General features: G+C 73.5%; 16 protein-coding genes. 7 read left to right on the top strand and 9 right to left on the bottom strand.

Annotated features, from left to right (window positions below; all coding sequences use genetic code 11):
• Positions 1-559: 559 nt before the first annotated feature.
• Positions 560-1,468 carry an anti-sigma factor family protein gene (locus tag BU52_RS26405; RefSeq protein ID WP_037938827.1) on the bottom strand — a complete coding sequence of 303 codons (909 nt, stop codon included), beginning with the start codon at positions 1,466-1,468 and terminating at the stop codon, positions 560-562.
• A complete protein-coding gene (gene sigE, locus BU52_RS26400) occupies positions 1,465-2,124 on the bottom strand; it encodes an RNA polymerase sigma factor SigE (RefSeq protein WP_037938824.1) in 660 nt (219 codons plus the stop codon). The genes BU52_RS26405 and sigE overlap by 4 nt, the downstream gene beginning before the upstream one ends.
• A 277-nt stretch (positions 2,125-2,401) precedes the next feature.
• Here sigE and BU52_RS26395 point away from each other — a divergent pair, with 277 nt between their 5' ends.
• Positions 2,402-3,100 carry an O-methyltransferase gene (locus BU52_RS26395; protein ID WP_078903453.1) on the top strand — a complete coding sequence of 233 codons (699 nt, stop codon included), beginning with the start codon at positions 2,402-2,404 and terminating at the stop codon, positions 3,098-3,100.
• A 121-nt stretch (positions 3,101-3,221) separates the two neighbouring features.
• Here BU52_RS26395 and BU52_RS34120 read toward each other — a convergent pair whose 3' ends face one another.
• Positions 3,222-3,389: a DUF3117 domain-containing protein gene (locus BU52_RS34120; RefSeq protein ID WP_003966491.1), complete on the bottom strand. Its 168-nt coding sequence runs from the start codon at positions 3,387-3,389 to the stop codon at positions 3,222-3,224.
• 378 nt (positions 3,390-3,767) lie between these two features.
• On the opposite strand from BU52_RS34120, the gene chcB reads away from it, so the two are divergent.
• A complete protein-coding gene (gene chcB / locus BU52_RS26390; protein ID WP_037938884.1) occupies positions 3,768-4,571 on the top strand; it encodes a 2-cyclohexenylcarbonyl CoA isomerase in 804 nt (267 codons plus the stop codon).
• Between the two features lie 41 nt (positions 4,572-4,612).
• Here chcB and BU52_RS26385 read toward each other — a convergent pair whose 3' ends face one another.
• Positions 4,613-5,200 (bottom strand): DNA-3-methyladenine glycosylase I, encoded by a 588-nt coding sequence (locus BU52_RS26385; RefSeq protein WP_037938820.1) that lies wholly within the window; start codon positions 5,198-5,200, stop codon positions 4,613-4,615.
• Positions 5,197-5,553 carry a DivIVA domain-containing protein gene (locus BU52_RS26380; protein ID WP_037938818.1) on the bottom strand — a complete coding sequence of 119 codons (357 nt, stop codon included), beginning with the start codon at positions 5,551-5,553 and terminating at the stop codon, positions 5,197-5,199. The genes BU52_RS26385 and BU52_RS26380 overlap by 4 nt, the downstream gene beginning before the upstream one ends.
• Positions 5,554-5,692: 139 nt before the next feature.
• Between BU52_RS26380 and folP the strand changes: the two genes are divergently transcribed.
• On the top strand, positions 5,693-6,553 hold the full coding sequence (gene folP / locus BU52_RS26375) for a dihydropteroate synthase (RefSeq protein WP_037938817.1): 861 nt from the start codon (positions 5,693-5,695) through the stop codon (positions 6,551-6,553).
• Positions 6,554-6,616: 63 nt separating this feature from the next.
• Here the strand turns inward: folP and BU52_RS26370 are convergent, their stop codons facing one another.
• Positions 6,617-7,375, bottom strand: coding sequence for an LOG family protein (locus BU52_RS26370; protein ID WP_037938816.1), 759 nt, complete (start codon positions 7,373-7,375; stop codon positions 6,617-6,619).
• Between the two features lie 119 nt (positions 7,376-7,494).
• Positions 7,495-8,574 (bottom strand): succinyl-diaminopimelate desuccinylase, encoded by a 1,080-nt coding sequence (gene dapE / locus BU52_RS26365; RefSeq protein ID WP_037938814.1) that lies wholly within the window; start codon positions 8,572-8,574, stop codon positions 7,495-7,497.
• Between the two features lie 82 nt (positions 8,575-8,656).
• Between dapE and BU52_RS26360 the strand changes: the two genes are divergently transcribed.
• Complete coding sequence (locus tag BU52_RS26360; RefSeq protein ID WP_078903452.1) at positions 8,657-9,640, top strand: heavy metal transporter; 984 nt, start codon at positions 8,657-8,659, stop codon at positions 9,638-9,640.
• A 191-nt stretch (positions 9,641-9,831) separates the two neighbouring features.
• Positions 9,832-10,173: a hypothetical protein gene (locus BU52_RS26355; protein ID WP_037938811.1), complete on the top strand. Its 342-nt coding sequence runs from the start codon at positions 9,832-9,834 to the stop codon at positions 10,171-10,173.
• Between the two features lie 73 nt (positions 10,174-10,246).
• Here the strand turns inward: BU52_RS26355 and BU52_RS26350 are convergent, their stop codons facing one another.
• Both BU52_RS26350 and fdxA read right to left on the bottom strand, forming a co-directional pair.
• Complete coding sequence (locus BU52_RS26350; RefSeq protein WP_037938810.1) at positions 10,247-11,344, bottom strand: bifunctional succinyldiaminopimelate transaminase/glutamate-prephenate aminotransferase; 1,098 nt, start codon at positions 11,342-11,344, stop codon at positions 10,247-10,249.
• Positions 11,345-11,459: 115 nt separating this feature from the next.
• A complete protein-coding gene (gene fdxA / locus BU52_RS26345) occupies positions 11,460-11,777 on the bottom strand; it encodes a ferredoxin (RefSeq protein WP_004926152.1) in 318 nt (105 codons plus the stop codon).
• A gap of 140 nt (positions 11,778-11,917) precedes the next feature.
• Here fdxA and BU52_RS26340 point away from each other — a divergent pair, with 140 nt between their 5' ends.
• On the top strand, positions 11,918-12,943 hold the full coding sequence (locus BU52_RS26340) for a GNAT family N-acetyltransferase (protein WP_037938806.1): 1,026 nt from the start codon (positions 11,918-11,920) through the stop codon (positions 12,941-12,943).
• A gap of 17 nt (positions 12,944-12,960) precedes the next feature.
• On the top strand, positions 12,961-13,833 hold the full coding sequence (locus BU52_RS26335; protein WP_037938804.1) for a transglutaminase-like domain-containing protein: 873 nt from the start codon (positions 12,961-12,963) through the stop codon (positions 13,831-13,833).
• Positions 13,834-13,882 lie beyond the last annotated feature (49 nt).

Raw genomic sequence — 13,882 nt, 5'->3', positions numbered from 1 at the left:
AGGGGACAGCGGGAGACCCGCCGTCGGGAGTGCCGGACACCGCGCTCGCGACGGCGCCCGCACCACCCGGCACCGGAGGCACGGGATCGGCCGGGGCGCCGGGCAAGGCGGCAGCGACGGGGGTGCCGGGCGCGGGAGGGGCGTGATCGGCTGGGGTGCCGGACGCCGGGGCGGACCGGAACTCCGCGGGGGCGGCCGGGGCGGACTCGCCCGTCCGTCCGGCGGGAACAACGGGCGCCTGCGCCACGGGTGTCTCCGGCCCGGAGACCGTGGGCGGCGTGCTCCGCGTGCCGGGGATGTTCCCGGCGTTTCGGGGCCGGTCGAGTTCGTAGTCGCCCTCGTGCTCGCCGGTGGTGGCGGGTGCACTGGCCGGGCGGGCCAGTTCGAAGTCCCCGTCGGGTACCTCCGGACGCACGGTCGGCTCCTCCCCCGGTGGGCCCGGCTTCCCCTTGTTCATGCTCTCCCCACGGCTGGACACTGGCTCGGTGCCCCGCGGCATCTGCCCGGGCGCGCCGCCTGGAATCTAATCAGGTTCGCGCGCCCTTGCGCAGTGAACGGGTCAGCGGGCCGTGCCGGTGGGCGTGGGGGTGACGAGACCGGGGGCGCTCAGTCCGGCGGACGCGGCCCAGGCGGTGAGGGCGAGCGGCGGGGCGGATTCCAGCGGGCGTATCAGCGGGGACACCGCCGCGGCACCCCCCTCGGCGGGCGGGGGAACGCCGGGCAGCAGCGGCGCGGAGACGGCCGTCGGCGCGACGGAGGCGTCGCCCCGCGTACTCTGGCCCGTCATCTGTCCCAGCAGCGGCCCGGCGCCACGGCGCCGGGACTCGGGCGCCGTGGCAAGGCCCGTGCCCTGGGTGCGTACGGGCGTGACATTGCTGCCCTTGGCCGAGCCGCGGACCTCCGGGTCGGCGGGCCCGGTCGCGGTGACTCCGCCCAGGGCGATCGCGGCGAGCGACACCGCTCCGGCGGCGACGAACGCGAACCGCAGTCCGCGTGAGGCCGGCCGGTCGGTGTCGTGACGGCTGACGTCGTGGATGCCGAAGTCCCGGCCGTGCACGGCGGCCGCAGGGGCCGCGCCGTGCCGCCGGACGGGTGTGTACGCGAACTCGAAGCGCTCGCCGCGCCTGCTCGCGAAGACCCCGGAGGAGCCGAACCGCCCGGACGGGCCGCCCGGCAGTCCTCCCCCGCCCAGCGGTGAGCCGTCGCCGAGACCGCCCCCGGCCGGCAGCCCCTGCAGGCGGGCCAGGAAACTCTCGGACGGCGGCGGCGGGGCCGCCTCCGCGAAGACGTTCTTCAGCCGGCGCTGCGCGTCCACCTCCGCCCTGCACTTCGCGCAGGTGGCGACGTGCGCCAGTACGCGCTCACGCGCGTCATGACCGAGCTCCCCGTCCACCAGGGCGGAGAGTCGGTCTCCCAGGTGCTGCTCTGCGAGGTGTCCCTCGGAGGCCATCGGCTGTGAACCGCTCACGCGCTCGCGCCCCCTCCTCCCAGAGCGGGGACACGCGGCAGGAAGGAGCGGCGGTCCGCGCGCGCCTGGGGCGAACGGTGCGCGAGGGCCTTGCGCAGCTGGGAACGACCGCGGTGGATCCGGGAACGGACGGTGCCGAGCTTGACGCCCAGGGTGGCCGCGATCTCCTCGTAGGACAGCCCTTCGATGTCGCACAGGACGACGGCGGCGCGGAACTCGGGGGCGAGGGTGTCGAGCGCCTGCTGGACGTCCGCGTCGAAGTGGGCGTCGTGGAAGACCTGCTGCGGCGTGGGCTCCTTGCTGGCCAGCCGCTCGGCCGCGTCGTCGCCGAGGGCGTCGAAGCGGATCCGCTGCTTGCGGCGGACCATGTCCAGGAAGAGGTTGGTGGTGATGCGGTGCAGCCAGCCCTCGAAGGTGCCGGGCGTGTACGTCGACAGCGAGCGGAAGACGCGGACGAAGACCTCCTGCGTGAGGTCCTCGGCGTCGTGCTGGTTGCCGGTGAGGCGGTAGGCGAGCCGGTAGACCCGGCCGCTGTGCATGCTGACGATCTCCTCCCAGGTGGGCGGAGTCCACGCCTGCCCGTCCGCGTCGCTGGAGAAGGTCGCGGTCTGGGCCGGGTCGCCGGCGCGGTGGTGGTCAGCAGCGGTGTCGTTCACAGATTTCGGCCTGCCCGCCGACGCGAGGAAGCGCCGCAGCACTCCTGCGCGATCCACAGGCGCAGCCGCACCTCCCCTATCGGCTCTGGTGGTGTCCAGTGGAGCCCCTACCATAGCCACCTCGCCCGTTAGCTCCGGATAAGCGGTTTTACGAGAATTTGAGCTGTGCTGCCACGGCTCGTACGACTGCGTCAGCACTTGCTCGGCGTCCTCGTCCACTGCCTGCCCCCCCGTCACGGCGCACGCCACTTGCTCACCCCTTCAAACGACCGGTCCCATCTGCGGGTTCCCGACGCCAACGGATACAGTCACGCCCAGGCAACCACGGGGACGGGAGAGGGTCATTACCGCCAACCGGCAGACGAGCTGGGCGTTCGCCGACGCCTATGTCGCCGAGGACGAGGCGCTGCACTGGGCCCGGGACCGGGCCAGTGACGCAGGGCTGCGCTCGGTGTCGCCCGGCACGGGCGCGGCCTTGCGGTTGCTGGCCGCCAGCGTGGACGCCAAGGCGGTCGCGGAGATCGGCACCGGCTGCGGGGTCTCCGGCATCCATCTGCTGCACGGGATGCGGCCGGACGGGGTGCTCACCACGGTCGACCAGGAGCCGGAGCACCAGCAGTCCGCCCGTCAGGCGTTCCGCGACGCCGGTTTCGCGGGCAACCGGGCCCGCTTCATCCCGGGCCGCGCGCTGGACGTGCTGCCGCGCCTCGCGGACGCCGGTTACGACCTCGTCTTCTGCGACGGCGACCGGCAGGAATACCAGGACTACCTCGCTGAATCGTTGCGCCTGCTGCGGCCCGGAGGTCTCGTCGCCTTCGAAGGGGTGTTCGCGAACGGGCGCACCGTGGACTCCGGTCCGCAGCCCTCGGAGGTGCTGCGGCTGCGGGAGCTGGTGCGGACCGTGCGCGAGAGCCAGGATCTGGTGTCGTCGCTGCTGCCGGTCGGGGACGGGCTCCTCTGCGCCGTGAAGCGCTGAAACGGCGCGCCGTCGGGCGGTGACCGGCCGAGACCCGCCGCGCCCCTCTCCCGCACGCAAACAGCCGCCCCGGCACCGCGTGCGGCGCCGGGGCGGCTGAAAGGGTATGGTCGCTTGCGCGTCAGCCGACGACCTTCTTCAGCGCGTCACCGAGGGCGTCGGCCTCGTCCGGGGTCAGCTCGACGACGAGCCGACCGCCGCCTTCGAGCGGAACGCGCATGACGATGCCCCGCCCCTCCTTGGTCACCTCGAGCGGGCCATCACCCGTCCGCGGCTTCATGGCCGCCATGCTCGTTCCCCTTCCTGAAACCCAGCTCAACCGTCCAGCCGACAGCCCCAGTAGGGCACCTGCGGTCCTTGAAGCAGGACACACGCCACCGGCATCGAACACATTGCTTCCAGGCCATTATCCCGCATCGCAGGACCCGATGACCAACATCGGTTGGCATCGCTTGGGCAACGCGCCCGAGCAAAACCACTCAATTCGGCGATGTGGCTGCGATACTTCGCCGTCGCGCACTCGCCCGTGCGCCGGAATCGGACACGCATTGTTTGACGCAGGTCACACGCGGGCCGTGCTCCGGAGCCGGTGATCTCCGTCATGCTGTCCTGCAGACAGGGGCGTACCCACCGGTACGCCCCGATCCGCGACACGGAGGGATACGCCATGGCCGACACCGTGCTCTACGAGGTGAGCGACGGACTCGCGACGATCACGCTGAACCGCCCGGAGGCGATGAACGCGCTGAACGTCGCGGCGAAGGTCGCCCTCCGGGACGCGGTACGGGCCGCCGCGGGCGACGACGCCGTACGGGCCGTGCTGCTGACGGCCGCCGGTGACCGGGCGTTCTGCGTCGGGCAGGACCTCAAGGAGCACATCGGGCTGCTCGCCGCCGACCGGGAGAACGGCACGGGGCAGACGATGAGCACGGTGCGCGAGCACTACAACCCGATCGTGAAGGCGATCGCCGGGGCCGCGAAGCCGGTGGTCGCGGCGGTCAACGGGGTCGCGGCGGGCGCCGGGTTCGGTTTCGCGCTGGCCGCGGACTACCGGATCGTCGCGGACACGGCGGCGTTCAACACGTCGTTCGCCGGGGTGGCGCTGACCGCGGACTCCGGGATCTCGTGGACGCTGCCCCGGGTGATCGGCCCCGGGCGCGCCACCGACCTGCTGCTCTTCCCGCGCAGCGTCTCCGCCCAGGAGGCATACGAGCTGGGCATCGCGAACCGGCTGGTGCCGGCGGCGGAGCTGCGCGCGGAGGCGGAGAAGGTGGCCCGCGCTCTGGCCGAGGGGCCGACGGTGGCGTACGCGGCGCTGAAGGAGTCCGTCGCGTACGGGCTGAGCCACTCGCTGGCGGAGGCGCTGGACAAGGAGGACGAGCTGCAGACCCGGGCGGGCTCCTCCGAGGACCACGCGATCGCGGTGCGGGCGTTCGTGAACAAGGAGAAGCCGACGTACCTGGGCCGCTGAGCCCCGGCCGGACGGGTGGACGTGCGGGCGGGGCGGGCGGCTCAGCCGCGTCTCGCCACGCACGTCCGGAGGTGGTCGTTCACCAGGCCGCAGGCCTGCATCAGGGCGTACGCCGTGGTGGGGCCGACGAAGCGCAGGCCCCGCTTCTTCAGTGCCTTGGACAGGGCCGTCGACTCGGGGGTCACCGCGGGGACGTCGGCGAGGGTCTTCGGCGCCGGGCGGCCGGCCGGGTCGGGGGCGTGGGACCAGATGAGGGCGTCCAGGTCGCCGGGCGCCCACCCGGCCAGCACGCGCGCGTTGGCCAGCGTCGCGTCGATCTTGGCGCGGTTGCGGATGATGCCGGGGTCGGCCAGCAGGCGCTCGCGGTCGGTGCCGGTGAACTCCGCGACCGTGGCGATCTCGAAGCCGGCGAAGGCGGCGCGGAAGCCGGGGCGGCGCCGCAGGATGGTGATCCAGGACAGGCCGGACTGGAACGCCTCCAGGCTCAGGCGCTCGAAGAGGGCGTCGTCGCCGTGGACCGTGCGGCCCCACTCCTCGTCGTGGTAGGTCACGTAGTCCGGGGTGGACAGGGCCCAGGGGCAGCGCGGGAGGCCGTCCTGACCGGCCGGGGCGTCCGCTTCACGGCTCACGGCTGCTCGTCCTCCCGGGGCCGGGCGGGCTTGTCCATGGAGAGGTGCGCGGCGGCGGCACGGGCGCCGGCCAGCGCGGACTCCAGGTCGGCGATCCGGGCGTCGCGCTCGGCGAGTTCGGCGCCGAGCCGGCCGAGGGCGTCGTCCACGTCCGCCATCCGGTAGCCGCGGGCGGCGAGCGGGAAGCGCAGGCCGTCCACGTCCGCCCGGCTGACCGGGCGGTCCGGCGGGAGGGAGTCCACCAGGCGCTCGGGGGCGGCGTCGGGCAGTGGGCCGTCGTCGCCGCCGCCCACCACGGCGAGGGTCACCGCGGCCACCACGACGGCGAGCGCGACGACCAGGAACAGGAACATAACCATCGCCGGGGCCCCCACGGTCGGATGAGTCGGAGTCGGATGTGTGGCTCCGATCGTGCCATGCGAGTCTGACAGTCGGGGCCGCCGGGCGGACGCGGGCGGCCCGGGACGGACGTACGAGGAGAGGTCGCAGGGGATGCTCAGGCTGGGCCAGCGGGAATTCGCACCGCACGAGCGGGTGATCATGGCGATCGTGAACCGGACCCCGGACTCCTTCTACGACCAGGGCGCCACGTTCCGCGACGAGCCCGCGCTCACGCGCGTGGAGCAGGCCGTGGCCGAGGGTGCCGCGATCATCGACATCGGCGGGGTGAAGGCCGGACCGGGCGAGGAGGTCACGGCCGAGGAGGAGGTACGGCGGACGGTCGGCTTCGTCGCCGAGGTGCGGCGGCGCTTCCCCGACGTCGTGATCAGCGTCGACACCTGGCGGCACGAGGTCGGGGAGGCCGTGTGCGAGGCGGGCGCGGACGTGCTGAACGACGCGTGGGGCGGGGTCGACCCGCGGCTCGCGGAGGTCGCCGCACGGTACGGCGCGGGGCTGGTGTGCACCCACGCGGGCGGCGCGGAGCCGCGGACGCGGCCGCACCGGGCGCAGTACGACGACGTCGTGGCCGACATCCTGGACGTGACCGTGGGCCTGGCGGAGCGGGCGGTTTCCCTGGGGGTGCCGCGGGAGTCGGTGATGATCGATCCGGGGCACGACTTCGGGAAGAACACGCGGCACAGCCTGGAGGCGACGCGGCGGCTGGGCGAGATGGTCGCCACGGGGTGGCCCGTGCTGGTGTCGCTGTCGAACAAGGACTTCGTCGGGGAGACCCTGGACCGCCCGGTCAAGGAGCGGGTGGTGGGGACGCTGGCGACGACCGCGGTGTCCGCCTGGCTGGGCGCGCAGGTGTACCGGGTGCACGAGGTGGCGGAGACCCGGCAGGTGCTGGACATGGTGTCGTCCATCGCCGGTGAGCGGGCGCCGGCGGTGGCCCGGAGGGGGCTGGCGTAACGGGAGGAGGCGTGGGGGGCGGACGTGGGGACCGTCCTCGCCCCGCCGCCCCCGGAGACACCCCTAGCGGCCCGCCTCCTTCGAGACCAGGGCCACCGCCTCGTCCACGTCGTCCGTGACGTGGAACAGGAGCAGGTCCTTCTCCGCCGCCTTGCCCTGGGCGATGACCGTGTGGCGCAGCCAGTCGACCAGGCCGCCCCAGTAGTCCGTGCCGAACAGGACGATGGGGAACTGGGTGACCTTCTGGGTCTGGACGAGGGTCAGGGCCTCGAACAGTTCGTCCAGGGTGCCGAGGCCGCCCGGCAGGACCACGAAGCCCTGGGCGTACTTCACGAACATCATCTTGCGGACGAAGAAGTAGCGGAAGTTCAGGCCGATGTCGACGTAGGGGTTCAGCCCCTGTTCGAAGGGCAGCTCGATGCCGAGGCCGATCGACATGCCGTCCGCCTCGAGCGCCCCCTTGTTGGCGGCCTCCATGGCGCCCGGGCCGCCGCCGGTGATCACGGCGAAGCCCGCCTGGACCAGGCCCCGGCCGAGCCGGACCCCGGCCTCGTACTCCGGGGAGCCGACGGGTGTGCGCGCCGAGCCGAAGACGCTGATGGCGGCCGGGAGTTCGGCGAGCGCGCCGAAGCCCTCGATGAACTCCGACTGGATGCGCAGCACCCGCCAGGGGTCGGTGTGCACCCAGTCGGAGGGAGCCCGTTCGTCCAGCAGCCGCTGGTCGCTGGTGCTGGCCTGCACCTGGCCCCGCCGGCGGAGGACCGGCCCCTGACGCTTCTCCTCCGGCGGCCGCCGCTTCCCCTCCGGGTTGCCCGTAGCCATGTGCGCTCCCTCCGTGTGCCAGGTCGTACCGCCTCAGCGTAGATCTACGCGGGTTACGTGCGGGGGACGTCAGCATGTCCACGGGAGCGCGTTCCAAACGCCCTCGCGGCGTGGTGGTGTCAGGCCGTCAGCCAGGACCGCAGCCGCTCCTCCCCCGCGAGGATCTTCGCGGTGTCCACGCGCTCGTCCCGCTTGTGTGCCAAGTGGGGGTTGCCGGGGCCGTAGTTGACCGCCGGGACGCCCAGCGAGGAGAAGCGGGAGACGTCCGTCCAGCCGTACTTGGGCTGCGGGGTGCCGCTCACCGCCTCGATGAAGGCCGCCGCGGCCGGATGGGACAGGCCGGGGAGCGCGGCGCCGCTGTGGTCGTCGACGACGAACTCCGTCACCCCGCAGTCCGCGAAGACCTCGCGGACGTGGGCCAGTGCCTCCTCCTCGGTGCGGTCCGGGGCGTAGCGGAAGTTCACGGTGACGACGCACTCGTCGGGGATGACGTTGCCGGCCACTCCCCCGGAGATGCCGACCGCGTTCAGCCCCTCGCGGTACTCCAGGCCGTCAATGACCGGGTAGCGGGGCTCGTACGCGGCCAGGCGGGCGAGGATCGGGGCGGCGGCGTGGATCGCGTTGGAGCCCATCCAGCTCCGCGCGGAGTGGGCGCGTTCGCCGCTGGTCCTCAGCAGCACCCGCAGTGTGCCCTGGCAGCCGCCCTCCACCTGGCCGTCGGAGGGTTCCAGCAGCACCGCGAAGTCTCCCTCCAGCCATTCGGGGTGCGCCTCGGACACGTGCTTCAGGCCGTTGAGGTCGGCGGCGACCTCCTCGTTGTCGTAGAAGACGAACGTGAGGTCGCGGTTCGGGGCCGGGACCGTGGCCGCGATCCGCAGCTGGACGGCCACGCCCGCCTTCATGTCGCAGGTGCCGCAGCCCCACAGCGTGCCGTCGGCGTCGAGCCGGGAGGGGACGTTGTCCGCGATCGGGACCGTGTCGATGTGACCGGCGAGGACCACCCTCTCCGGGCGCCCCAGCCGCGTACGGGCCACGACGTTGTTGCCGTACCGGTCGACCGTGAGGTGCGGCAGGGCGCGCAGCGCGGTCTCGATCGCGTCCGCGAGCGGCTTCTCGGTGCCGCTGACGGAGGGGAAGTCGACGAGCTGCGCGGTCAGGCGCGCGGCGTCCAGCGTGAGGTCAAGCGGGGTGTCGGCCATGCCGACGACCCTAACGCCCCGGCCCCGGCCCACTGTCCGCACCCGGCCCACAAGGAACCGTACTCTCCAGTACCTTGTACGCGTGCCAGAGCCGTCCCTTCCTTCCCAGCGCACGCGTCGCGGCCGTCTGATCCGCTGGAGCGCGGGTCTTGTGGTGCTGTCCGCGGTCGCCGGATACGTCGTCGTGCAGTACGACACCGGGGGCACCGGTGGTCCGGGCTGCAAGGTCGTCTCCGGCAAGGACGACGGTGCGACGTACGAGTTCACGCCGGAGCAGGCGGTGAACGCGGCGACGATCACCGCCGTGGGCACGGCACGCGAGCTGCCCGAGCGGGCCGTGACGATCGCGCTGGCGACCGCGCTGCAGGAGTCGGCGCTGCGCAACATCGACTACGGCGACCGCGACTCCCTGGGGCTGTTCCAGCAGCGTCCCTCGCAGGGCTGGGGCACGCCGGAGGAGATCATGGACCCGGCGTACGCGGCGGGGAAGTTCTACGAGCACCTGGAGGAGGTGCCGGGCTACACCCGGCTGCCGCTCACGGTCGCCGCGCAGCGGGTGCAGCGCAGCGGCTTCCCCCAGGCGTACGCCAAGCACGAACCGGACGCCACGCTGCTGGCCGCCGCGCTCACCGGGCGTTCGGCGGCCACGCTGACCTGCGAGGGCCGTCCCGCGGCGACCCGGGCGTCGGGCGCGGACGCGGTACGGTCCGCGCTGGCCCGGGACTTCGGGCGGGACACGCTGGAGCCGGCCGGAGCGGAGGTGGACGGCCCGGCGTCGCCGCCGGCCGCGGACGTCGCCGGCACCGGTGCTTCCGACGGGCGGACGGTGACGGTGCCGGTCGCCCCCGGGGCCGGCGCCGGGCGGAGTGCCGGGGCGCGGGGCTGGCAGCTGGCCCACTGGGCCGTGGCCAACGCCTCCGAGCTGCACATAGAGCATGTGGCGTACGCGGGGCGGGAGTGGACCGCCGGGAACACCGACAGCCAGTGGCGGCCGTCCGACGGCAAGGGGTCCGCGGACACGGGCGACGGCGGCGCGGGAGCGGTCCGGATCACCACCGCTCAGTAGTACGGGGGCTCACCCGCAGGCGTTGTACGCGGCCGATAATGCGACGCATTGCCAACTCTTTACGTCGTCACGCCGCAACCTTCCCGGCGGTCGAGCGGTAGTCACTGCGTCCGAGCCCGGCGGTCGACAGCCAGTGGATCGCTCTCCGGGCGGCCGGACACCTCATCGTTCTCTGCCGTCGAAGGAGCACCATGTCCCTCCCCCTGACCCGTCGGATCGCCCGTGCCGCGCTGCTCGTCGCTGCGGGAGCGGCCGCCGGGGTCGGTGCGGCCGGTTCCGCGAGCGCGGCTCCGGAGCTGCCCGCCGCCCCGAACCTCGGAGTGAGCGCCCTGGACGGCGCGACCGGCGGTGCCGTGGACAACGTGGCGAAGGGTGTCGGCAAGACCACGCCCGACGCGGGCCAGGTGGCGCCGGCCGCGGGCACGACCGTGAAGAAGGCCGTGCCGGTGGTGAAGGAGCTGCCGACGGACTCGCTGGCGAAGGGCGGCGTGGCGGGGAAGAACCTGCCGGTCAAGGGGCTGCCGCTCGGCTGAGGCCCGGCCTGCGGCCGGCTGTACGGCGACGGGGTCCGGGGTGTTTCCCCGGGCCCCGTCGTGGTGGTCCGGGTCAGGTGGTCAGGCGGGTCACCGCTGCCCGGACCCGGTCGTCCGTCGCCGTCAGGGCCACGCGGACGAAGTGGTGACCCGCCGGGCCGTAGAAGTCGCCGGGGGCCACCAGGATGCCCCGGTCGGCGAGGTGGGCGACCGTGGTCCAGCAGGACTCGTCCCGCGTGGCCCACAGGTAGAGGCTCGCCTCACTGTGCTCGATGCGGAAGCCGTGGGCGAGCAGCGCGTCGCGCAGGGCCGTGCGGCGGGCCGCGTACCGCTCCCGCTGGACGCGGACGTGCTCGTCGTCGCCCAGGGCCGCCACCACGGCCGCCTGCGTCGGCGCGGGGGTCATCATCCCGCCGTGCTTGCGGATCTCCAGCAGCGGGCCGAGGACCGCCGGGTCACCGGCCAGGAAGGCGGCGCGGTAGCCGGCGAGGTTGGACCGCTTGGACAGGGAGTGGACCGAGACGATGCCGTCGTAGGACCCGCCGTTGACATCGGGGTGCAGCACGGAGACCGGGTCGGCCTCCCAGCCGAGCTCGATGTAGCACTCGTCGGAGAGGACGAGGACGCCGTGCTCGCGGGCCCAGGCCACGATCCGGGCGAGTTCCGCCGTGGAGAGCACCCGGCCCGTCGGGTTGGACGGCGAGTTCAGCCAGAGCAGCTTCAGGCCCGCCGGGTCCAGCTCGGTCGGGTCGTCGTAGGCCTCGTACCCGGCGCGGGCGAGACGGGCGCCGACCTCGTACGTCGGGTAGGCCAGGCGTGGGAAGGCGACCTTGTCGCCGGGGCCGAGCCCGAGCTGGGTGGGCAGCCAGGCGACCAGTTCCTTGGAACCGACGACCGGCAGGACGTGCCGGTGGGTGACCTCGCGGGCGCCCAGCCGGCGCTCCACCCAGCGGGTGATCGCGTCGCGCAGTTCCGGCGTGCCCCAGACCGTGGGATAGCCCGGCGAGTCCGCCGCGGCGATCAGGGCCTTCTGGACCGGCTCGGGCACCGGGTCGACGGGCGTGCCGACCGAGAGGTCGACGATGCCGTCGGGGTGCGCGGCGGCCGTCTTCTTGTACGGCTCCAGCTTGTCCCAGGGGAAGGTGGGCAACCGGTCGGAGACTGCGGACACGGGCAGTGGCTCACTTTCTGGTACGGCGAACGCCTCGGCCCCGCACGGCGACCGGGACGACCGGGCCGTGCGGGACCAGGGCGGCACGTCGGTGCGGGGCCGCTCGCGGCAGCGGCTACGCCTGCGGCGGCAGCGCGGCGATGAACGGGTGGTCCCGCTCGATCAGGCCCAGCTTGCTGGCGCCGCCGGGCGAGCCGAGCTCGTCGAAGAACTCGACGTTCGCCTTGTAGTAGTCCTTCCACTCCTCGGGAGTGTCGTCCTCGTAGAAGATGGCCTCGACCGGGCAGACCGGTTCACAGGCGCCGCAGTCGACGCATTCGTCCGGGTGGATGTACAAGGACCGCTGGCCCTCGTAGATGCAGTCGACCGGGCACTCCTCGATGCACGCCTTGTCCTTCACGTCGACACAAGGCTGCGCGATGACGTAGGTCACGCTGTCGTTCCTCCTCGATTGGGCGCTGGCGGGCCTCCTCAGGCTCCGCCGCCTGGCGCGCGGGAGCGCGGCGTCGTCGATGCCCGCCCCTAGTATCTCCGTTCCTGGGCATGATCCGAACAGGAGGGGTGAACTGACCTGTGGAAATCTCTGCCGCCGGGCGCCTCGAGGTCCGCATCACCACTGCTGACGTGGGAAAACGGGTCTCCGTACGGAGCTTGATCGAACATGGTCCATCGGGTGAGAAGTTCACCGACACGGTCGGCGTTCTCACATCATGGGACAACGGTGTGCTGCGGATCACAAGGAAGAGCGGGGAGAGTGTCCGCGTGGCGGAGACCTCGCTGGTCGCGGGCAAGGTCGTTCCGTCCGCTCCGGCGCGTCGCCGGGGTCCGGCCGCCTCGTACGAGGAGCTGGCGCGGGTCTCCGCGCGGGCGTGGCGACCCGTGGAGAGCGAGCGGCTCGGCGCGTGGGAGCTGCGGGCCGCGGACGGTTTCACCCGGCGGGCCAACTCCGTGCTTCCGCTCGGTGACCCGGGCGTGCCGCTCGACGAGGCGCTGGCGGCCGTGCGCGGCTGGTACGCGGCCCGGGGGCTGCCCGCCTACGTCCAGACCGCGACCGGCGCCGAAGGGACGCAGGAACGGCTCTGCGCGGAGCTGGAACGGCACGGCTGGGTACGGGAGGTGACCGCCGAGCTGTGGGTGGCCCCGCTGGCGCCCGTCGCCGACCTGGGCGGGGAACCGTCCGGAGTCGTGCTCTCGCGGGAGGCCGGTGACGCGTGGCTGACCCGGTACCGGCGCAAGGGCGTGAGCGAGGTGGCCCTGAGGGTCCTGAATTCCGGGCCGTCGGTGTGGTTCGCCACGGTGCCGGACGGCCCCGGCGCGCCGGCCGCCATCGGGCGGTGCGTCGTGGACGGGCGGTGGGCCGGCTTCGCGGCGGTCGAGGTGGACCCGGCGCGGCGGCGGCGCGGGCTGGCGACCGCCGTGATGGCCGCGCTGGCGCGGCGTGCGCTGGACGAGGGAGCCTCGGCGGCCTGGCTCCAGGTGGAGGACGACAACGCGGGCGCGCGGGAGCTGTACGGCCGTATGGGCTTCGCCGCGCACCACGCGTACCACCACCACCGCGCTCCGCAATCGTCGGCTCCGGCAGGTGACGGCGCGCTGTGAGCGGGCACGAACCGGGTATGCGTTCCCCCTGTCCCCCGCCGCCCGGGCGTTCCGCGGAACTGCGCCGACGGTTCGCCGAGGAGGCCCGCTGCGAGCGGCCCGACCTGTCCACGCTGTGCCTGCTGGTGGGCGCGGAGGCGGACGGCACGCTGGACGAGGCGGGCATGGACGCCGCGCAGGTGGAGCTGGACCGGCTGGCGGGCGAGCTGCCCCACCGGCCCGGCTCGCCGCGCGCGTGGGCGCTGGCGCTGCGGGACCTGCTGGGTGAGCGGTACGGCTTCCACGGCGTTCCGGACGACTACCGGCGGCTGGGGTCCTCGCTGCTGCACGAGGTGCTGCGGCGGCGGCGCGGGCTGCCGATCCTGCTGTCGGTGGTGTGGATCGAGGTGGCGCGGCGGGCGGGGGCGCCGGTGTACGGGGTGGCGCTGCCGGGGCATTTCGTCGTCGGGTTCGGGGAGCCGGGTACTGGCCTGGACACGGGTGCGGAGCAGGTACTGGTCGATCCGTTCGACGGGGGGCGGGTGCTGAGCGGGGCCGACGCCGAGCTGCTGGTCGCGGGGGCGACGGGGGCGCCGCTGGACGCGTCGATGCTGACGCCGGCGGGGGTGCTGGACGTCGTCCTGCGCATCCTGAACAACGTCCGGGCGTGGTCGGCGGCCCGGCCGGAGCGGTCGGACGTGGGGTTGTGGGCGGTGGAGCTGTCGCTGCTGTTCCCGTCCCACGCGGCGCGGCTGCGGTACGAACGGGCGCGGCTGCTGGTGCAGCGGGGGGAGTTCTCGGCGGGGGCGAGGGAGCTGGAGGCGTACGCGGAGGTGGTCTCGGCGGTGGACGAGGCGGCCGGGGAGCGGGTGCGGGGGGAGGCTCTCGCCGCACGGGCGATGCTGAACTGAACGCCTCCCGCTCGACGGGAGAGCGGCGCCGCACGGGTCCCTTCCGGGC

Source organism: Streptomyces toyocaensis, assembly GCF_000725125.1.
GTDB lineage: Bacteria > Actinomycetota > Actinomycetes > Streptomycetales > Streptomycetaceae > Streptomyces > Streptomyces toyocaensis.
This window is presented reverse-complemented; position numbering and strand designations above follow the sequence as displayed.